Origin of the sequence: Streptomyces aquilus, assembly GCF_003955715.1 — a bacterium.
Lineage (GTDB): Bacteria > Actinomycetota > Actinomycetes > Streptomycetales > Streptomycetaceae > Streptomyces > Streptomyces aquilus.
Genome location: NZ_CP034463.1, coordinates 9,121,954 through 9,139,982 on the forward strand (window position 1 = coordinate 9,121,954; position 18,029 = coordinate 9,139,982).

18 protein-coding genes are annotated in these 18,029 nt (G+C 72.5%); 11 read left to right on the top strand and 7 right to left on the bottom strand.

The window, feature by feature from the left end; all coding sequences use genetic code 11:
* Positions 1 to 17: 17 nt before the first annotated feature.
* The 3 genes from EJC51_RS41765 to EJC51_RS41775 are packed head-to-tail and all read right to left on the bottom strand — an operon-like array spanning position 18 to position 2,847.
* On the bottom strand, positions 18 to 851 hold the full coding sequence (locus EJC51_RS41765) for an ABC transporter ATP-binding protein (RefSeq protein WP_126275861.1): 834 nt from the start codon (positions 849 to 851) through the stop codon (positions 18 to 20).
* The gene (locus EJC51_RS41770; RefSeq protein ID WP_126275862.1) at positions 848 to 1,858 is read right to left on the bottom strand and encodes a FecCD family ABC transporter permease; all 1,011 of its coding nucleotides are present in this window, start codon (positions 1,856 to 1,858) and stop codon (positions 848 to 850) included. Before EJC51_RS41770 ends, EJC51_RS41765 begins: the two co-directional genes overlap by 4 nt.
* The gene (locus EJC51_RS41775; protein WP_126277335.1) at positions 1,855 to 2,847 is read right to left on the bottom strand and encodes a FecCD family ABC transporter permease; all 993 of its coding nucleotides are present in this window, start codon (positions 2,845 to 2,847) and stop codon (positions 1,855 to 1,857) included. Before EJC51_RS41775 ends, EJC51_RS41770 begins: the two co-directional genes overlap by 4 nt.
* A 171-nt stretch (positions 2,848 to 3,018) precedes the next feature.
* Here EJC51_RS41775 and EJC51_RS41780 point away from each other — a divergent pair, with 171 nt between their 5' ends.
* Positions 3,019 to 3,900 carry a (2Fe-2S)-binding protein gene (locus EJC51_RS41780; protein WP_126275863.1) on the top strand — a complete coding sequence of 294 codons (882 nt, stop codon included), beginning with the start codon at positions 3,019 to 3,021 and terminating at the stop codon, positions 3,898 to 3,900.
* 4 nt (positions 3,901 to 3,904) lie between these two features.
* Complete coding sequence (locus EJC51_RS41785) at positions 3,905 to 4,378, top strand: spore germination protein GerW family protein (RefSeq protein WP_126275864.1); 474 nt, start codon at positions 3,905 to 3,907, stop codon at positions 4,376 to 4,378.
* 100 nt (positions 4,379 to 4,478) lie between these two features.
* Here EJC51_RS41785 and EJC51_RS41790 read toward each other — a convergent pair whose 3' ends face one another.
* Entirely contained in the window at positions 4,479 to 5,801 is a 1,323-nt protein-coding gene (locus tag EJC51_RS41790) for an FAD-binding protein (protein WP_126275865.1), read from the bottom strand.
* Positions 5,798 to 6,568 (bottom strand): isopentenyl transferase family protein, encoded by a 771-nt coding sequence (locus EJC51_RS41795; RefSeq protein ID WP_126275866.1) that lies wholly within the window; start codon positions 6,566 to 6,568, stop codon positions 5,798 to 5,800. Before EJC51_RS41795 ends, EJC51_RS41790 begins: the two co-directional genes overlap by 4 nt.
* Positions 6,569 to 6,823: 255 nt before the next feature.
* Here EJC51_RS41795 and EJC51_RS41800 point away from each other — a divergent pair, with 255 nt between their 5' ends.
* The 7 genes from EJC51_RS41800 (at position 6,824) to EJC51_RS41830 (ending at position 12,850) form a co-directional block, all read left to right on the top strand.
* Positions 6,824 to 7,405 (top strand): transketolase, encoded by a 582-nt coding sequence (locus tag EJC51_RS41800; protein WP_126275867.1) that lies wholly within the window; start codon positions 6,824 to 6,826, stop codon positions 7,403 to 7,405.
* A gap of 90 nt (positions 7,406 to 7,495) precedes the next feature.
* Positions 7,496 to 8,581, top strand: coding sequence for an S-(hydroxymethyl)mycothiol dehydrogenase (locus EJC51_RS41805; RefSeq protein WP_126275868.1), 1,086 nt, complete (start codon positions 7,496 to 7,498; stop codon positions 8,579 to 8,581).
* Complete coding sequence (locus EJC51_RS41810) at positions 8,581 to 9,210, top strand: MBL fold metallo-hydrolase (protein ID WP_126275869.1); 630 nt, start codon at positions 8,581 to 8,583, stop codon at positions 9,208 to 9,210. Before EJC51_RS41805 ends, EJC51_RS41810 begins: the two co-directional genes overlap by 1 nt.
* A 45-nt stretch (positions 9,211 to 9,255) precedes the next feature.
* The gene (locus EJC51_RS41815) at positions 9,256 to 9,630 is read left to right on the top strand and encodes a DUF4180 domain-containing protein (RefSeq protein ID WP_126275870.1); all 375 of its coding nucleotides are present in this window, start codon (positions 9,256 to 9,258) and stop codon (positions 9,628 to 9,630) included.
* A gap of 103 nt (positions 9,631 to 9,733) precedes the next feature.
* Positions 9,734 to 10,651, top strand: coding sequence for an SDR family oxidoreductase (locus tag EJC51_RS41820; RefSeq protein ID WP_126275871.1), 918 nt, complete (start codon positions 9,734 to 9,736; stop codon positions 10,649 to 10,651).
* Positions 10,652 to 10,679: 28 nt separating this feature from the next.
* Positions 10,680 to 11,471, top strand: a complete 792-nt coding sequence (locus EJC51_RS41825) for an SDR family NAD(P)-dependent oxidoreductase (RefSeq protein WP_126275872.1) — start codon at positions 10,680 to 10,682, stop codon at positions 11,469 to 11,471.
* 119 nt (positions 11,472 to 11,590) lie between these two features.
* Positions 11,591 to 12,850, top strand: coding sequence for an MFS transporter (locus EJC51_RS41830; protein ID WP_126277336.1), 1,260 nt, complete (start codon positions 11,591 to 11,593; stop codon positions 12,848 to 12,850).
* Here the strand turns inward: EJC51_RS41830 and EJC51_RS41835 are convergent.
* The gene (locus EJC51_RS41835; protein ID WP_126275873.1) at positions 12,822 to 14,207 is read right to left on the bottom strand and encodes a pyridoxal phosphate-dependent decarboxylase family protein; all 1,386 of its coding nucleotides are present in this window, start codon (positions 14,205 to 14,207) and stop codon (positions 12,822 to 12,824) included. The two genes, EJC51_RS41830 and EJC51_RS41835, sit on opposite strands and share 29 nt — an antisense overlap.
* A 377-nt stretch (positions 14,208 to 14,584) precedes the next feature.
* On the opposite strand from EJC51_RS41835, the gene EJC51_RS41840 reads away from it, so the two are divergent.
* Both EJC51_RS41840 and EJC51_RS41845 read left to right on the top strand, forming a co-directional pair.
* The gene (locus EJC51_RS41840) at positions 14,585 to 16,024 is read left to right on the top strand and encodes an aminotransferase-like domain-containing protein (RefSeq protein ID WP_166682957.1); all 1,440 of its coding nucleotides are present in this window, start codon (positions 14,585 to 14,587) and stop codon (positions 16,022 to 16,024) included.
* Between the two features lie 76 nt (positions 16,025 to 16,100).
* Positions 16,101 to 16,796, top strand: a complete 696-nt coding sequence (locus tag EJC51_RS41845) for a L,D-transpeptidase (protein WP_126275875.1) — start codon at positions 16,101 to 16,103, stop codon at positions 16,794 to 16,796.
* Between the two features lie 29 nt (positions 16,797 to 16,825).
* On the opposite strand, the gene EJC51_RS41850 is transcribed toward EJC51_RS41845, so the two are convergent.
* Positions 16,826 to 18,025 carry a Gfo/Idh/MocA family protein gene (locus tag EJC51_RS41850; protein ID WP_126275876.1) on the bottom strand — a complete coding sequence of 400 codons (1,200 nt, stop codon included), beginning with the start codon at positions 18,023 to 18,025 and terminating at the stop codon, positions 16,826 to 16,828.
* Positions 18,026 to 18,029 lie beyond the last annotated feature (4 nt).

An 18,029-nucleotide genomic window follows, 5' to 3' on the forward strand; every position in this document is an offset into this window, starting at 1 on the left:
CTGGGTAGGTGAGCGGGTCAGGCGGTCGCGGCGGAGCGCCGGGCCGCGCTGCTTCTCGGGACGACCAGCGGGGTGCCGGTCTCCGGGTCGGGGACGACCCGGCAGTCCACGTCGAACACGGACTTGACCAGCTCCGCGTCGAGGACGTCCGCCGGGGCACCGGCGGCGGCGAGCCGGCCGTCCTTGAGGACCACCATGTGGTCCGCGTAACGGGCGGCCTGTCCGAGGTCGTGCAGCACCATCACCACGGTACGGCCCGCCTCGGCGTGCAGTTCGGCGACCAGGTCGAGCACGTCGAGCTGGTGCCTGAGGTCGAGGAAGGTGGTGGGTTCGTCGAGCAGGAGCAGCTCGGTGTCCTGTGCCAACGCCAGGGCGATCCAGGCGCGTTGCCGCTGACCGCCGGAGAGCCGGTCCACGGCCTGGTCGCGCAGGGACGTGGTGCCGGTGCGCTCCAGAGCCTCGTCGACCGCCTTCTGGTCGGCCGCCGACCAGGGGCTGAGCAGCCGCTGGTGCGGGTAGCGGCCCAGCCGTACGAGGGCCTCGACGGTGATCGCCTCGGGCGTGACCGGCTGTTGCGGCAGCAGACCCATGCGCAGGGCCAGGGCCTTCGCGGGCATGCGGTGGATGTCGGAGCCGTCGAGGGTGACGGTGCCGGCCGACGGGGCCAGCAGGCGGCTCAGGCCGCGCAGCAGCGTCGACTTGCCGCAGGCGTTGGGGCCGACGATCGCGGTGACGGCGCCGCCGGGAAGGGTGAGGTCGAGGCCGCCGACGACGAGCCGGTCGCCGTAGCGGAGGTCGAGGCCCTCGGTGGCGAGCTGGTTGGGCGTGTTCACGGGCGTCTTCGCGGTCATGCGTGGCTCCTCTGGACGGGCGAGCTCTGCCGGAACATCAGCACCAGCAGCCAGGGCGCGCCGAGCGTGGCCGTCACCGCGCCGACGGGCAGCCCCTCGATCGGCAGCAGGTGCTGCACCACCAGGTCGGAGGCGAGCAGCAGCACCGCCCCCGTGAGTCCGGCGAGGGCGAGGGACACGGCGGTCGGCGGCCCGGTGAGGAACCGCACGATGTGCGGCACGGCGAGCGCGACGAAGGTCACGGGGCCGGCGAGCGAGGCGGCCAGGGAGGCCAACACGACGGCCAGGACCAGGAGTTGGAGGCGTGCCGTGGCCGTGTTGAGACCGAGGGCGCCCGCCGAGTCGTCCCCGAGATCGAGCACGGCCAGCCTGCGGTGCAGGACGAACGCGGCGGCGAGTGCGACCAGCAGGGCGCCGCCCGCACCCCACACCTCCGTCCACGTCCGCCCGTACACCGAACCCGTGGTCCATTGCAGCGCCGACCCGGCGAGCTCGGCCGGGAAGCGCACGATCATCAGGTTCACGGCGGCGGCGAGGCCCGCCTGGACCGCGAGGCCGGTGAGTACAAGGCGGGTGACGGAGAGCCCGGAACCCCAGGCGAACACGCCGAGCAGCAGGGCCGACAGGAGCCCACCGGCCAACGCGCCCAAGGGGATCAGGGTCTGCGAGGCGCCGGCCGCGAGGAGGGCGACCGCGCCCAGCGAGGCCCCGCCGGTCACCCCCATGACGTCCGGGGACGCCAGCGGATTGCGGAACAGCCGTTGCAGGACACAGCCCGCGACCCCGAGCCCGGCACCGCCGGCGATCGCCGCCACCGAGCGGGGCGCCCGGAACTGCTGCACCACCAGTACGTCACCGCCGTCGCCGAGCCCGACGAGGGCGCGCAGGGCCGTGCCGGCCGGGATGCGCATCTCGCCGGTCGTCAGGGAGACGGTGAGCAGCGCGAAGAGTGTCAGAAGCCCCAGGAAGGCGAAGACCAGGACCCGGGTACGAACACCGCTCGTCATCGGGCCACCTTCCGGGCCAGCAGCGCCAGGAGGGGCGCGCCCAGGAACGCGGTCACGATGCCGACCTCCAGCTCCGAGGGGCGCAGCACCATCCGGCCGAGCACATCGGCCGACAGCAGGAGCAGCGGGCCCGCGATCAGACAGCCGGGCAGCAGCAGCCGGTGGTCGGCGCCGAGCAGCGGTCGTACGAGATGGGGGGCGGCCAGGCCGATGAAGGCGACCGGTCCCGCCACCGCGACCGCCGACCCGGCGAGCAGGACGACCGCGATGCCGCCCGCGAGCCGGATGCGGGCCACCGGGACACCGAGGGACTGGGCCGAATCGTCGCCCAGGGCAAGGGCGTTGAGGGCGGGGGAGACGGCCAGCGCGACGACGATCCCGAGCAGCAGCGTCGGCAGGACCGGCCACAGCGTGTCGAGCGGGCGCCCGGCCAGGGAACCGGCGAGCCAGAAGCGGGCCTCGTCGAGCGTGCGCTGGTTCAGCAGCATCACCGCCGACGTCCAGGACAGCAGCACGAGTTGGAGCACGGTGCCGCCGAGCGCGAGCCGTACCGGATCGATGTCCCCGGCGCGGCGGGCCAGCGCCTGGGCGAACAGCGCCGCCGCGGCGGCACCGGCGAACGCGAACCACACATATTCGACCGGGTCGTTGAGCTTCAGCGCGAAGATCGCGACGACGACCGCGAAGGACGCGCCCGCGTTGATGCCGAGGGTGGTCGGCGAGGCGAGCGGGTTGCGGGTGATTGCCTGCGCAACGGCACCGGCGACGCCCAACGCGGCGCCGACCACGAGGCCGATGACGGTCCGCGGCAGCCGCAGCCCGGTCACGACGAGCGCGTCCCGCCCGTGGGCATCGCCGAAGAGGGCTTCGACCACCGTGGGGAGCGGTACGGAGCGGGTGCCGAGCGCGAGGCTCAGTGCGGTGCACAGGGTCAGGGCGGCGAGGCCGGTCAGGAGGAGCGGTATGTGCCTGAAGGCACGGAAGGGCACACCTGTGGGGGGTGCGCCCCGTTGGGTCGCAGTCACGAGCGGTGAGCTTAGGTGAGGCTTGCTTTAGTTTTCAACCGGCTGTGAGAATGCTTTGACGCCGCTTGACATGGAGGTCCCTTGATCGAGCTAAGGTAAGGCTTGCCTATTGAACCTCTCCGTGGGAGCACGTCGATGCCCGTGGCCCTGAAGACCTCACCGGACGGTGCCGTCGCCCAAGCGCTCGGTGACGGCTATCGGCGGCTGGCGGCTCTCTGCGAGGCGCTGGACGTGCGCGTCGCGCCCGCGGGGCGAGGGGGCGTGACGGCGGCCGAGTTGGCGACCGATCGTGCCGCGCTGGAGGCCTTCGTCGAGGCGGAGGCGGCACGCGTTCACGATCGCTACGGTGTGCGCCCCCGCCCGGACGTCGCCGCGTCCCGTGCCCTGCACGACTACGCCTGGACCGTCGGCATGCTCATGGGCGGCCCCTGGTACCTCGAACGCCGAGTGCCGGGCATCCGCCCCGAGGACCTTCGCCTCGACCTCGCCTCGGGGACGTACACCATCACCCCCGGAAGCGAACTCGCCTGTCTGGCCGACGACCCGGTGGTCGGCCTGCCCGGCGTGCTGACGTTCCCTCAGGAGGAGCAGCTGCGCGCCCAGTTGAGGATGGCGCTCGCCGAACACATGCGTCCCCTGCTCGCCGCGATCGGTCCCGTCACCCGCCGCCGCTCACGCGCCCTGTGGGGCATGGTCTCCGACGACCTCGTCTCCGCCCTGTGGTACCTCGGGCGGACGCTCGGCCAGGAAGACGCCGCGATCACAGCCGCCACCGAGGTGCTGCCGGTGGCCGTACCGCCGTACCCGAGTGGCGCCGACTTCCGCCACCTGGCCGGGTCGGACGGCCGCCGCCATCCCACCCGGACCCGTACCGGCTGCTGCATGTTCTACGCGATCCGCCCGGCCGAGGCCTGCTCCACGTGTCCGCGCACCGGTGACGCCGAACGGCTGCGCCGCCTGGAGAGCCAGGGAAACGTCACGACTCCTGCCGGAGCGGCGGCCTCCGGCCTAGGGTGAGGCGATGACCGCCGCCCAAGAGACCTCCGCGTCCACGCCGTCGACCGAACCCGACGCCAGCCAAGAGACCCCCGTCCAGGTGCCGTCGACCGAACTCGGCGCCGTCCACGCCTCCACCACCCTGCTGGAACGCCTCGCCGAGAAGCTCGGCGGCAAGGCCACCGTCAGTGCCGTGTACGGCGCGCCGATCACCGGGGACGGCGTCACCGTCGTCCCCGTCGCCCGGGTCAGCTTCGGCTTCGGCGGCGGTACCGGGCATGGGAGCGGCACCGCGCGCAGCGGGGAGGGAGGCGGCGGGGGAGGCGGTGTCGACGCCAGGCCGCTCGGCTACATCGAGATCAAGGACGGTACGGCCGTCTACAAGCCCATCCGCGACCCGTGGGTCGACATCGCGCTCCCGTTCGCAGGCATGCTGGTCGGCATCGTCGGGTCGAAGTCGGTGCGGGCCCTGGTACGAAGGCGCAACCGCCGCCCCTGAGCGCGGAGTTCGCTCCACGGGCGGCGGGGTCGGCGGCCAGGGGGAGGCGCCGTACACGGACGGCCGGGTCGGCGGCCAGAGGAGGCGCCGTGGAGGACGGTCACCGCGCTCCCGCCCACAGCCCGTAACCCCTGGTCAGGATGGCGTGCGGGTCGTAGCGCTCCTTGGCGTGGGCGAGGTCGGCCCAGGCGGGGCCGAAGTGGCTTCGCCAGTCCTCCGGCGTCATCGCCAGCGCGCTCATGGGGTGCAGGACCCCGCCGACGGCTCGGGCCCGCTCGTACAGTGCGCGATTGGCGGCGACCATGCGGCGGACCGTGTCCGGGGCCGCGGGCGGCGCGGTGCGCATCACGGAGAGCAGACACAGGAGTTCACCGGCCGGCCTGCGCAGCATCGGCGCGCGCAGCGTACGGCCGTTCAGCGGGCGCAGCTGCACGACTCCACAGGTGCGCAGGCCCTGCTGCTCGGGCTCGGTGAGCGCACCCGGGACACAGGCTTCGGCCACCTCCTCCGGGAGCAGCAGGCCGAGCCACGGGTGCGGGCGGTCCCACTCGCCGGTGGCGCGCAGCAGCCGTTCGTCGCGGTCCAGACGATGCAGGTACTCGGCGTACGACAGGTCCTCGATCTCCTGGGTGTCCCGGTCGTGGCCGAGGTCGCCGATCAACAGGTCGTCGACACAGGGGAGTTCGCCGTCGTGCGGGGCGACCGCCTCGATCATGTAGCGCCAGCCGCCGCCGAGGGCCGGGCGGGCCTGGCCCTCGACATGGGTGAACCGGCTGTCGCGGGCGATGCGCCGCTGGTCGGCGAAGTAGGAGCCGGGACCGTCGTGGTAGAGCCGGTAGCGACGGACCCGTTCGGGTGCGGGTACCAGGCGCAGGACTGCCCGCAGGATCAGCGCGCACTGGCCGAGACCCGCCAGGACCGCCCGGAAGAGGTCCGGGTGCCGTTCGGCGGAGCAGACGAGCCGCTCGCCGGTGCCCGTGACCACCTCCAACTCCCTTAACCAGTCGGCGACGAGCCCGCACCGGTGACTGGAGGCGCCGAAGCCGCCGGTGCTGAGCACCCCGCCGACGCTGGCGCCGAGATGGTCGGGGAGGACGGGGGGTACGAGGCCCACGGCCAGTGTGGCGCGTACGACGTCACCCCAGGTCGCACCCGCCCCGGCGGCCAGCGTCCGCTCGCCCGGCACGCAGCGCACCTCGTTCAGGGCGCCCATGTCGAGGACGTAACCGCCGTCGGCCTGGCTCTGCCCGTACGGGGCGAGTCCGCGGCCGCGGGCCGTGACCGGCAGCCGGTGCCGGTCCGCGAAGGCGACCAGGCCCTGGACCTCTGCACCGGAGCGCGGCGAGAGGACGTCGAGCGGCCGGGACTCGACGATGTGGCCGAAATCGTGCGCGGCGAATGCCCTGTCGCGGATTGCATTCATGCTGCACGCTCCACTGCCGTCGCCCCGGAACCGGAATCCATTGTTCGGCCGTCGAAAATTTCGGAGAACACCCGGTGCTGGAGAAATCCGTGCTCGGCGTGCCGTTCGGCGATCAGCGTGGCCATGCGGTCCAGAACGTGCGCGGAAATCGGCTGTTCGCCGATGGTCGGCACGTCGATTCCGTACTTGGCGCAGCATTCGAGGACCGCCTCGAAGCCGTTCACGGACGCCGCGAGCCACCGCTGCCGGGGCTCGCGCCAGAGCGCGGCGAGTTCGTCGAGGAGGCTGCGGCCGGGCGGGTCCGGGACGAGCATCTCGTGGGCCCGGCGGGTGAGGTTCGCGACGTACTCGGCCCGGTCGGGCGGCGCGAGCAGCTGGACCGTCAGCCGCCAGTCCAGCGCGGTCCGCCGGGCGGCGAGCTCCCGCAGCAGGGAGATCGAACCACCCTCGACGATCACCAGGCGGTGCCGGTGGCCGAGCCGCTCCACCAGCGCGACCAGCGCGTCCGTGGCCGCCGCGGCACACAGGTCGCCGTCGGCGAAGGTACGGTCCCCGAGCCAGTGGCGGCGCACACCCGGTACGTCGGCGCCCGCGCGGGCGCTGGTGGTGGCCAGGTCGGTGAAGCACTGCAACCGGTCGGCGACCACGACCGGGGCGCCGGTTTCCCGGGCCAGCGCGGTGGCCGCCGCGCTCTTGCCGACACCGGTCGGCCCGGCGATGAGGCGGACGCACGGACGAGCTGCGGAACGCGGGTCGCTGTGGACCATGACGGGATGTCCCCTTCCACTCCGGCTGCGGGGCGAGCCAGCGTCCACCTAAGCGCGAAAGGACACGGCGAAGAACCAGGCAGGGATCTGGACCGGGCAAAGAGAGAGCCACATTCCTGTGGACTTGTTAAAGGTTGAATTTCACGGGGTGAACGGCCCGGGCGAAGGGAATCCAGAACCCCATGAGAAACCGTCGAGTTATTCCTGACGGGTTCTTGACGCCTTTACGAGAAATCCTCACCCGGAGGTCGTTCCGTGCAGTCCGACATGCTCCTCGCCGCCACCGAGTCCCTCCCGCAGGACGGCCCCGGCGGTGGCACCCTCCTCCTGGGCTACGGCGCCGAGGAGGAACTGAATCGGTTCGCGGCCACCCCCGGATGGACCGTGCACGTGCCGGGGCACCCCGACGAGGTGCGCAGGGCCGTGCTGGGCGCGGTGCGGGAGGGGGAGCGGGCGTACGTGCATGTCTCCGCCGAGTCCAACGCCGAGCCGCGCGGCGGCGGGGAGGGCTTCGAGCGCGTACGGGACGGGCTCGGCGGTGTGGTCCTCGCGGTCGGCGCCACGCTCGACCCGGTGCTGCGCGCCACCGCCGGGCTGGACGTGACCGTGCTCTACGCGACCACCGTCCGTCCCTTCGACGAGATCGGCCTGCGGACGGCCGCCCTCGCCGCCGACCGCGCGGACGTCGTCCTGGTCGAACCCGGCCGCCCGGGGATCTTGGCGGGGCACGTCGCCGAGACCCTGATCCATGTACCGCACCGGCTGCTGGTCCTGGGCGCGGCGGACACCCGCGACGAGCCGGCGCTCGGCCGGGCCGTACGGGACTTCCTGACCTGAGCCCGGAGGGCTCCGCTCCCGTGCCGTTACTGATCGGTTACCCGTAGGGTCGGGGGAGAACCGACAGGGCCGAAGGAAGGGTTCACCACCATGGCGCAGGAAGTACGCGGCGTGATCGCACCGGGCAAGGACGAGCCGGTCCGGGTGGAGACGATCGTGGTGCCCGACCCGGGACCGGGCGAGGCCGTGGTGCGGATCCAGGCGTGCGGCGTGTGCCACACCGACCTGCACTACAAACAGGGCGGCATCAGTGACGACTTCCCCTTCCTGCTGGGCCACGAGGCCGCGGGAGTGGTCGAGTCGGTGGGGGAGGGCGTCACGGACGTCGCCCCCGGTGACTTCGTGATCCTCAACTGGCGTGCGGTGTGCGGGCAGTGCCGGGCCTGTCTGCGCGGACGCCCCTGGTACTGCTTCAACACCCACAACGCGAAGCAGAAGATGACCCTGACCGACGGCACCGAGCTGTCGCCCGCCCTGGGGATCGGCGCGTTCGCGGAGAAGACGCTGGTCGCGGCGGGACAGTGCACCAAGGTCGACCCCTCGGTGTCCCCGCAGGTCGCGGGCTTGCTCGGCTGCGGGGTGATGGCCGGCATCGGCGCCGCGATCAACACCGGCAACGTCGGCCGGGGTGACACCGTCGCCGTCATCGGCTGCGGCGGCGTCGGAGACGCGGCGATCGCCGGGTCGAACCTCGCGGGCGCGGCGCGGATCATCGCGGTGGACATCGACGACCGCAAGCTGGAGAAGGCCCGCACCATGGGCGCCACCCACACGGTCAACTCGCGTGAGACGGACGCCGTGGAGGCGATCCGCGAACTGACCGGAGGCTTCGGCGCCGACGTCGTCATCGAGGCGGTCGGCCGCCCGGAGACCTACCAGCAGGCCTTCTACGCCCGTGACCTCGCCGGCACGGTCGTCCTGGTCGGCGTGCCCACCCCGGAGATGAAGCTCGAACTGCCGCTGCTGGACGTGTTCGGCCGCGGTGGCGCGCTGAAGTCCTCCTGGTACGGCGACTGCCTGCCCAGCCGCGACTTCCCCATGCTGATCGACCTGCATCTGCAAGGCCGCCTGGACCTGGAGGCGTTCGTGACCGAGACCATCGAACTCACCGACGTGGAGAAGGCGTTCGAGCGCATGCACCACGGCGACGTCCTGCGCTCGGTGGTGGTGCTCTGATGACCGCCCGCATCGAACGCCTCGTCACCTCCGGCCAGTTCAGCCTCGACGGCGGTACCTGGGACGTGGACAACAACGTGTGGATCGTCGGCGACGACCACGAGGTCGTCGTCATCGACGCCGCGCACGACGCCCGGGCGATCGCCGAAGCCGTGGGCGAGCGCCGGCTGACGGCGATCGTGTGCACCCACGCCCACAACGACCACATCGACGCCGCGCCCGAACTGGCGGACCTCACCGGCGCCACCATCTGGCTGCACCCCGACGACCTGCCGCTGTGGAAGCAGACCCACCCCGACCGCGACCCCGACGCCCACCTCCAGGACGGCCAGGTCATCGAGGCCGCGGGCGCCGACCTGCGGGTCCTGCACACCCCCGGGCACGCGCCCGGCGCGGTCTGCCTCTACGACCCCGGGCTCGCCACGGTCTTCACGGGCGACACGCTGTTCGCCGGCGGACCGGGGGCGACGGGTCGGTCGTACAGCCACTTCCCGACGATCATCGACTCCATCCGCGACCGGCTGCTGGAGCTGCCGCCGGAGACGAAGGTCCTGACCGGGCACGGCGACTCCACGACCATCGGGGCGGAGGCCCCGCAGCTGGAGGAGTGGATCGCCCGGGGCCACTGAAAATCCCCGGAGCGCCGTGGCGGGGCACGGCTAGGCTCGCCTGTCATGACCACTGACGAACTCGTGAACCTCCATGGCGTCACCGTGCTGCGCTGCACGCCCGACGGACCCGCGCTCGACGGCGAGCGTGCCGCGCTGGATCTGATCGGAGACGCCATGGGGCGGGGTGCCGACGTGGTCGCCGTGCCCGCCGAGCGCGTCGCGGAGGAGTTCTTCCGGCTGCGGTCGGGGGTCGCCGGAGCGGTCATGCAGAAGTTCGTGAACTACCGGGTGCGACTCGCCGTCGTGGGGGACGTCTCCCGCCACCTGGACGACAGCGCGGCGCTGCGCGACTTCGTGCGCGAGACCAACCAGGGCGGGCACGTGTGGATCGTCGCGGACGACGACGAACTGGGCGAGAGGTTGCGCCCGGCCGGGTGACCCGGACGGGACAACGCGACAGCGGATTCAAAAGGCGACAGAAGATGTCCGGCTTACCGGAGACCGTGGAATCGACACCAACGGTCGTACAGGAGGTTCGGACATGGCAGCACAGCCACTGAAGGGCAAGGTCGCGCTGGTCGCCGGGGCGACGCGGGGAGCCGGAAGGGGCATCGCCGTGGAGCTCGGGGCGGCCGGCGCCACCGTGTACGTCACGGGACGCAGCACGCGCGAGCGCCGCTCGGAGTACGACCGCCCCGAGACCATCGAGGACACCGCCGACCTGGTGACCGAGGCGGGCGGCACGGGGATCGCCGTCCCCACCGACCACCTCGAACCGGCGCAGGTCCGCACGCTGGTCGACCGCATCGCCGACGACCAGGGGCGCCTGGACGTCCTCGTCAACGACGTCTGGGGCGGCGAGCGGCTCTTCGAGTGGGAGAGCCCGGTGTGGGAGCACGACCTCGACAACGGACTGCGGCTGCTCAGGCTCGCCGTCGAGACCCACGCGATCACCAACCACTTCGCCCTGCCCCTGCTGCTGCGGCACCCCGGCGGCCTGGTCGTCGAGATGACCGACGGCACCGCCGAGTACAACGCCACGAACTACCGCGCCACCTTCTTCTACGACCTGGCCAAGTCCTCCGTCCTGCGGATGGCCTTCGCGCTCGGCCACGAACTGGGCCCGCGCGGGGCCACCGCCGTCGCCCTGACGCCGGGCTGGCTGCGCTCGGAGATGATGCTCGAAGGCTTCGGAGTGCGCGAGGACAACTGGCGCGACGCCCTCACCCAGGTCCCGCACTTCGCCATCTCCGAGACCCCGCGCTACGTCGGCCGAGCGGTCGCGGCCCTCGCCGCCGACCCGGACGTGTCCCGCTTCAACGGACAGTCCCTCTCCAGCGGCGGCCTCGCCCAGCTCTACGGCTTCACCGACCTCGACGGCAGCCGCCCCGACGCCTGGCGCTACATCGTCGAGGTCCAGGACGCGGGCAAGCCGGCCGACGTGACCGGCTACCGCTGACGGGCGGGGCCGCCTACGGTTCGGCCGCATGACACGTTTCCAGGGGTACGGAGTTCTCCTCACCGGCGCAGCCCGCGGCATCGGCGCCGCCACCGCCCGGCGGTTCGCCGCGGAAGGCGCGCGCGTGCTGGTCACCGACCGGGACACCGAGGCGGCGGAGAAGACCGCGGCGAGCCTGCGGGACGAGGGTCTGGCGGCGGAGGCGTACGGCTGCGACGTGGCCGACCGGGCGGCGGTCGAGGCGGCGGTCGCCCACGCGGCCGCCGCCTTCGGCACCCTCGACGTCCTGGTCAACAACGCCTTCCACTGCACGCCGGACGCCCCGCTGTTCGAGGACGAACCCGACGACGAGTGGACGGCCGACCTCGACATCACCCTCACCGGCGCCTACCGCTGCTGCCGGGCCGCCCTTCCGCACCTGGCCGCCTCCGGCCGCGGCGCGATCGTCAACGTCGGCTCCGTCAACGGCCTCGCGGACTTCGGCAACCACGCCTACAGCGCGGCCAAGGCGGGCCTCGGCTCCCTCACCCGCACCCTCGCCGGGCACGCCGCCGAGCGGGGCGTCCGCGTCAACCTCGTCGCGCCCGGCACGGTCCGCACCACCGCCTGGGAAGGCCGCGACGACGAACTCGCCCTCCTCACCCCGCTGTACCCTCTCGGCCGCGTCGGCGAGCCGGAGGACATCGCCGCCGCCATCACCTTCCTCGCCTCCCGCGACGCCTCCTGGATCACCGGCACGACCCTCGTCGTGGACGGTGGTCTCACCGTCGGCGACAGCGGGTTCCGGCGCGCCCGGCGCATGCCCCCGACTGCGAAGTAGCGCTTAACTTTCGCTGTAGATCTTTTCACTTGTCCTGCGCGGACGGCGTCGGGCAGCGTTCTCGTGTGCCCGACACCCAGCCCGACGCCAGCACCCGGCCCGACGCCGACCTCCCCGCCCTGCCCGACTCGCCTTGGCGCGCCGCCGACTTCCGCACCCTCTTCGCCGCGAGCGCCCTCAGCCAGCTCGCCACGAACGTCAGTTACGTCGCCGTCCCCCTGATCGCCGTCACCGCCCTCGACGCGGGCCCCGGACAGGTCGGCGCGCTCGCCACCCTCAGCACGCTGGCGTTCCTGCTCATCGGGCTGCCCGCCGGGGCCTGGGTGGACCGGATGCGGCACCGCCGGGTGCTGATCCTGGCGGACCTGGCCCGTGCCGTCCTCTACGCCTCCGTCCCCGTCGCCTGGTGGACGGACACGCTCACCCTCGGCCAGCTCTACGCCGTCGTCCTGCTCAACGGCGCCGCGACCGTGTTCTTCGACGTGACCTCCCAGAGCACACTGCCCCGTCTCGTGGGCCGCGAGGCCCTCGTGCCCGCCAACGCTGCCATGGTCGGCCTTCAGGCCGTGGGCAACGTCGCCGGACGCGGCGCGGGCGGCGCCCTGGTCCAGCTGCTCAGCGCCCCCGTGGCCGTGCTGTGCACCGCGGTGACCTACCTGGCCTCCGCGCTCCAGCTCACCCGGATCCGGCAGTCGCGGGAACCGGCGGGACCGGAACGGCCGGCGACCCTGTGGGCGCAGATCGCCGAAGGCCTGCGCCATGTCTTCGGCAACCCGGAACTGCGCGCCCTCGCACTCACCGCCGCCCTCACCAACGTCGGCATGCAGATCGTCAACACCATGCTGCCCGTCGTGTTCGTCCGTGAACTCGACCTGCCCGCCGGCGCCTTGGGGCTGTTCTGGGCGGCGGGCGGCCTCGGCCTCCTGCTCGGTGCCCGCTGCGCCCGCCCCCTCGCCGGACGGCTGGGCTACGGCCGGTCCCTCGGGCTGGCGGGTGTCGCCCTCGCGCCCGCCGCGCTGCTGGTGCCCCTGATCGACCGGGGCGGGTGGCTGTGGCTCGCGGGCGCGGGCTGGACGCTGGCCCTGTTCAAGACCGGTACGGACAACGTCCTCGGTGTCAGCCTGCGCCAGCGGATGACCTCGGACGAGCTGCTCGGCCGGATGAACGCGACGTTCCGCTTCGTCCTGACCGGCGCGCTCGCGCTCGGTGCGGCGGTCTCCGGCGCACTCGGTGAACTGGCCGGTGTGCGGGTCACGTTGTGGGCCGGCGGGGCGCTGCTGGCGACGGCCTTTCTGCCGGTCTTCCTCTCGCCGGTCCGCGCCCGCCGCGACCTCCCGGACCGTGCCCCGGTCACCGCACCCGTGTCACAGCCCCGATGATCCGGTCCACGTCGTCCGCCGATGTACGCCAGTTGCTGAACGCCGCCCGCAGCCCGGGGGTGCCGTCGTAGACGGTCGGGGTCACGAAGACCTCGCCGGTCTCGGCGAGCGCGTGCGCCAGCTCGGCGACCCGCTCCCGCGTCGGATCCTCAGCCAGGGTGAAGCAGACGACGTTCAGCCGGACCGGCGCCAGCAGCCGCAGTCCGTCGAGCCCGGCGATCCGCTCACCGAGGTCACGGGCCAGCGCCACGTTCCGCTCGACGATCTCGCGGTGCCCCTCGCGGCCGTACGCGACCAGCGAGAACCACGCCGGCAGGGCGCGCAGCCGCCGGGAGTTCTCGGGGGTGAGGTGCACGAAGTCCGGTTCGCCGACCGGCAGTCCGAGATACGGCGACGCGTTGTGGAACACGGCCACCTGAAGGTCCCGGCGCCGGGTGAACTGGACGGCCGCGTCGTACGGCACGTTCAGCCACTTGTGCAGGTCGACACAGACGGAGTCGGCGGCGTCGAGGCCGTCGACGAGCGCGGCGTACGACGGGGAGAGCGCGGCGAACCCGCCGAACGCGGCGTCCACGTGCAGCCAGAAGTCGTGCCGCTCCTTGAGCGCCGCGATGGCCCGCAGATCGTCGAAGTCGACGGTGTTCACGGTGCCGGCGTTCGCCACCACGATCGCCGGGCGACCGTCCAGCTCGGACAGGGCCCGGTCCAGGGCGGCGACGTCCACGGCCTCCCGGTTGCCGGGCAGCACGGGCACCGAGCGGAGCCGGTCGCGGCCGATGCCGAGCACGGACAGGGCCTTGCCGATGCTGGAGTGCGGGCTGCCGGACAGCACCTCGACCCGGCCGAGAGCGGCGGTGCCGTCGCGGGACACGGACACGCCGAGCCGCTCGCCCAGCCACTCCCGGGCGATGGCCAGGCCCACGGTGTTGGACGTGGTGGCCCCGGTGACGAAGGCGCCGCTGTGCGCCGCGCCCAGCCCGAACAGCTCCCGCAGCCAGCCGACCGTCTCGCGTTCCAGCGCCGTCGCCCAGGAGCCGGCCGCCCCCGAGCCGTTCTGGTCGTAGGCGCCGGTCAGCCAGTCCCCGGCGACCGAGGCGGGCGTCGCGCCACCGGTCACGAAGCCGAGATAGCGGGGCCCGGCGGAGCCGGAGAACCCGGGCGCCCACCGCTCGGCGAACCGCGCGAGCGCCGCCTCGCCTCCGGCCCCGATGCCGGGCAGCGCCTCGGGATCGGGCGCCTTGTCGAGCCGTACGACCGGCCGCTCGGCCAGTCCGGCCAGCTCCTGGACGGCCAAGTCGCGAGCGGTGGAAAGGAGTTCGGGGAGCCGGGAGAGGTCGTCGGCGAGAGTGCGGTGCATGGAGGGGAGCGTAGGGGAGGGGAGGCGACCGAAGGCTGGTCCACTTGAGCGAAACTGGACCAATGACAACCGGCCAGCCCCCGAGCCCCAGCGACCACCCCGCACCGGTGACGTCCGGCGCGGCTTCGGGCTCCAGCGACCGCCCGGCGCGGGTGGGGGTTGGTCCGGCTTCGGGCTTCAGCGGCCGCCCGGCGCGGGTGGCGTCTGGTCCGGCTTCGGGCTTGAGCGACCGTCCGGCGCGGGTGGCGTCTGGTCCGGCTTCGGGCTTGAGCGACCGTCCGGCGCGGGTGGCGTCTGGTCAGGCTGCGAGCTCAAGCGACCGCCCCGCGCCGATGGGGGCTGGTCCGGCTTCAGGCCGCAGCGAGGGCCCCGCACCGGTGACAACGGGCCCCGCCCCGACCGCCAGCGACCGCCCCGCACCACCGCCCCCGGGCTTCGCCACCGTCCTCGGCCCCTGGCGGGACCGGCCCGGCCCGCTCGCGAGGTCCCTCTCCGCGGCCGTCCGTGAGGCCGTCGTCGACGGTCGGCTGCCCGCCGGTACCCGGTTGCCCTCCGAGCGGGAGCTCTCCCGTGTCCTCGGTGTCAGCCGCGGCACCGTCGTCGCCGCCCTCACCCAGCTCCGCGACGACGGCTGGCTGCACACCCGCCACGGCAGCGGCAGCCACGTCCGTCTCCCGGCCCGACTCACCGAGCGCACCACCCCCTGGTCCCTGGACCGCGGGGGAGCGGGTGACGCCGACCTCGACCTCACCCTCGCCCTGACGTCCGCACCCCACGACGCCTACCTCGCCGCCCTCGCCCGGGCCACCGAGCGCAGCGCCGCCCTGCTCGTCGACTCGGGCGCCGCCACGGCGGGCCTGCCGCGGCTGCGGGAACTGCTGGCCGACCGGTACACCCGGGACGGCCTCGCGACCCGTCCGGAACAGATCCTCGTCACCTCCGGAGCGCAGGCCGCACTGACTCTGCTCCTCGACCAGCTCCACACCGACCGCCGTCGGCCCGTCGCCGTGGAGAGCCCGTCGTACCCGGGCGCGCTGGCGGTCCTGCGTGCCCGCCGCACGCGTCTCCTCCCGGTGCCCGTGACGTCGGAGGGCGGCTGGGACACCGGGCACCTCGCCGCGGCCGTACGCACCCGGAGCCCCCAACTCGCCTATCTCGTCCCCGACTTCCAGAACCCCACCGGCGCCCACATGGACGCCGCCACCCGCGCGGAGATCGCCCGGCTGCCCCTGACCGTCATCGCCGACGAGACCCTGCGCGACCTCGACCTCAGAACACCGCCCGGCAGCGAACCCCACCTCGCCGGGCCGCGCGTGGTCCAGATCGGCTCGGCCAGCAAGACCCTGTGGACCGGCCTGCGGATCGGCTGGATCAGGGCCACCGCCGATCTCGTACGACAGCTGCGGCGCAACCCGCTCCAGGCGCAACTGTCGCCACCGCCGCTGGAACAGCTCATCGCCACCGAACTGCTCGGCGAGGGGCTGTCCGCGGTGCTGGCCGACCGCCGGTCCCGGCTGCGCGCCCAGCGCGATCACCTGGCAGGCCTCCTCGACGGCACCGGATGGACGTACACGGTCCCGGACGGCGGGCTGTCCCTGTGGCTGCATCTCGGCACGACACCCGCGACGGAGCTGGCGGCCCGCGCGGCCCGGCACGGGCTCGCGGTGACACCCGGCCCGCACTTCGCCGCCGACCGCGCCACGCTCACCCATCATCTGCGGCTGCCGTTCACCGCCACCCCGGACGTCCTCGGCCGTGCGGTCGAGCTGCTGCGCCGCTGTGACGAGCTGGAAGTTCACCGTTTCGTCACAGCCTGAGCCGGCATACAACCGCCACCCCCGTGCACCGGTCAAACAGGGAGATCGCACCGGACACGGAAAGGCATGGCACATCATGGGGGACATACGCAGACGAGGGGCCGTCGCCCTCGCAGTCGCCGGACTGGCCGCACCGCTCACCCTCGCGCTGGGCACCGCGCCCGCGCAGGCGGCGAGCTGCACGACACAGACCGGCCCGTACCAGAAGCAGGTCGAGAAGTTCCTCGGCCTCACGGTCGACGGCAAGCAGTCGACGACCGACTGCAAGGCCATCCAGGCCTTCCAGAACAAGCACGGCATCAAGCCGAACGTCGGCTACGCCGGTTCCGTCACCTGGGGTGTGATGGACCTGATGAAGAAGCAGAAGGCCGTCGGCAACAACCCCAACAAGGAAGGCAAGTGCCCGACCAACAAGGGTCGGATCGCCTGCGTCAACCTCACCCTCCAGCTGAGCTGGATCCAGGACGGCGACAGGCTGGTCTACGGGCCGGTCCCGGTGCGCACCGGACGCGACGGCTACGAGACCCGCACCGGTCTGAAGAAGATCTACTGGCGGGACATCGACCACGTCTCGAACATCTACAACGTGCCCATGCCGTACAGCCAGTTCTTCGACGGCGGCCAGGCCTTCCACTCGGTGAACCTCAGCATGTGGAACCCGCCGGGCTCGCACGGCTGCACCAACATGACCAAGAAGGACGCCAAGAAGTACTGGTCGCTGCTGAAGAAGGGCGACGACGTCTTCATCTACGGCCGCAAGCCGGGCACCTGATCGGCCACCCGGCCTGCGGCACAGGCCGGTTACCGCGGTGCGTCCCCGAAGTCCGGGATCTCCAGCCGTACCCCACCCTGCCGCGCGGACTCGTGCGCGATGATGCCCGGCAGGGTGTAGCGGGCCGCCACCCAGGCGTTGACGGACGGCAGCGTGCGGGAGTTGACCGCGGTGACGAAGTCGTCCACCAGGAAGTGGTGGCTGCCCTCATGGCCGTTGTGCAGGTGGTCGAACTCCCGCGGCAGCCGCGAGCGGTCGTGCACCGGCGCCGAGCCGGAGGTGAAGGCGGCCCGAAGGTCCGGCGCGATGTGCTGGAGTGACGGGTCGTCAGGCGACAGTGTCGGCTTGGGCTCCAGGAGTTCGCTGATGTCCTTGACGCCCTTCTTGTCCTGCCACAGCGCGTAGGTGGCGAGCTGCTCCATGCTCGCCTCCGTGCCGAAGAAACGGAAACGGGACTCGCGGATGTGGGACGGGTAGCCCACCCGCCGGAACTCGTTCGTACGGAAGGACCCGCCGCCCGCGACCTCGAACAGGGCGGTGGCGTTGGAGAAGTCGTTGCCGAACTGACTGACCTCCTTGTCGAAGACCCCGTCGCCCCGGTCGTCGACCACACCGATCGCGGACACGCTCACCGCGTGCGTCTGCCAGGCGCCGAGCACCCCGCCCACCGAGTGCGTCGGGTACAGCAGCGGGGGATAGCTGGCGGTCGCCTTCCAGTTGTCGCCGCCGCTGTACTGGTACGCCTCGTAGAAGCCGAGATCCATGTCGTGGACGTAGTCGCCCTCGGCGTAGAAGAGCCGCCCGAAGGCGCCCTCGGCGATCTGGTTGCGGGCGTGCACGGTCGCCGGGTTGTACTGGCTGGTCTCGCCCATCATGTACGTCAGCCCGGTCGCCTTGACCGCGTCGATGATCGCCGCGATCTCCTCGGTGGTGATCGCCATGGGGACCGCGGAGTAGACGTGCTTGCCGGCGTTGAGGCCCTGGAGGACCAGCGGGCCGTGCGTCCAGCGCTGGGTGAAGATCGCGACCGCGTCGACGGCCTCCGACTCCAGCATGGCCTGGTACGACGGGAAGGTCCCCGACAGGCCCTCGGCGGCGGCGAGTTGCTCGGCCCGCTCGGGCAGGAGGTCGGTGACGTGGACGTCGCGGACACCGGGGTGGGCCAGGAACAGCTTGGCGAACTGGCCCGAGAACTGCCCGGCGCCGACGATGCCGAGGGAGAACGTCATGGAG

Bases quoted from the DNA above. Each gene is read 5' to 3' on its own strand.
- EJC51_RS41765 (WP_126275861.1), bottom strand. From the start codon at position 851: ATGACCGCGAAGACGCCCGTGAACACGCCCAACCAGCTCGCCACCGAG.
- EJC51_RS41770 (WP_126275862.1), bottom strand. From the start codon at position 1,858: ATGACGAGCGGTGTTCGTACCCGGGTCCTGGTCTTCGCCTTCCTGGGG.
- EJC51_RS41780 (WP_126275863.1), top strand. From the start codon at position 3,019: ATGCCCGTGGCCCTGAAGACCTCACCGGACGGTGCCGTCGCCCAAGCG.
- EJC51_RS41785 (WP_126275864.1), top strand. From the start codon at position 3,905: ATGACCGCCGCCCAAGAGACCTCCGCGTCCACGCCGTCGACCGAACCC.
- EJC51_RS41790 (WP_126275865.1), bottom strand. From the start codon at position 5,801: ATGAATGCAATCCGCGACAGGGCATTCGCCGCGCACGATTTCGGCCAC.
- EJC51_RS41795 (WP_126275866.1), bottom strand. From the start codon at position 6,568: ATGGTCCACAGCGACCCGCGTTCCGCAGCTCGTCCGTGCGTCCGCCTC.
- EJC51_RS41805 (WP_126275868.1), top strand. From the start codon at position 7,496: ATGGCGCAGGAAGTACGCGGCGTGATCGCACCGGGCAAGGACGAGCCG.
- EJC51_RS41810 (WP_126275869.1), top strand. From the start codon at position 8,581: ATGACCGCCCGCATCGAACGCCTCGTCACCTCCGGCCAGTTCAGCCTC.
- EJC51_RS41815 (WP_126275870.1), top strand. From the start codon at position 9,256: ATGACCACTGACGAACTCGTGAACCTCCATGGCGTCACCGTGCTGCGC.
- EJC51_RS41820 (WP_126275871.1), top strand. From the start codon at position 9,734: ATGGCAGCACAGCCACTGAAGGGCAAGGTCGCGCTGGTCGCCGGGGCG.
- EJC51_RS41825 (WP_126275872.1), top strand. From the start codon at position 10,680: ATGACACGTTTCCAGGGGTACGGAGTTCTCCTCACCGGCGCAGCCCGC.
- EJC51_RS41835 (WP_126275873.1), bottom strand. From the start codon at position 14,207: ATGCACCGCACTCTCGCCGACGACCTCTCCCGGCTCCCCGAACTCCTT.
- EJC51_RS41845 (WP_126275875.1), top strand. From the start codon at position 16,101: ATGGGGGACATACGCAGACGAGGGGCCGTCGCCCTCGCAGTCGCCGGA.
- EJC51_RS41850 (WP_126275876.1), bottom strand. From the start codon at position 18,025: ATGACGTTCTCCCTCGGCATCGTCGGCGCCGGGCAGTTCTCGGGCCAG.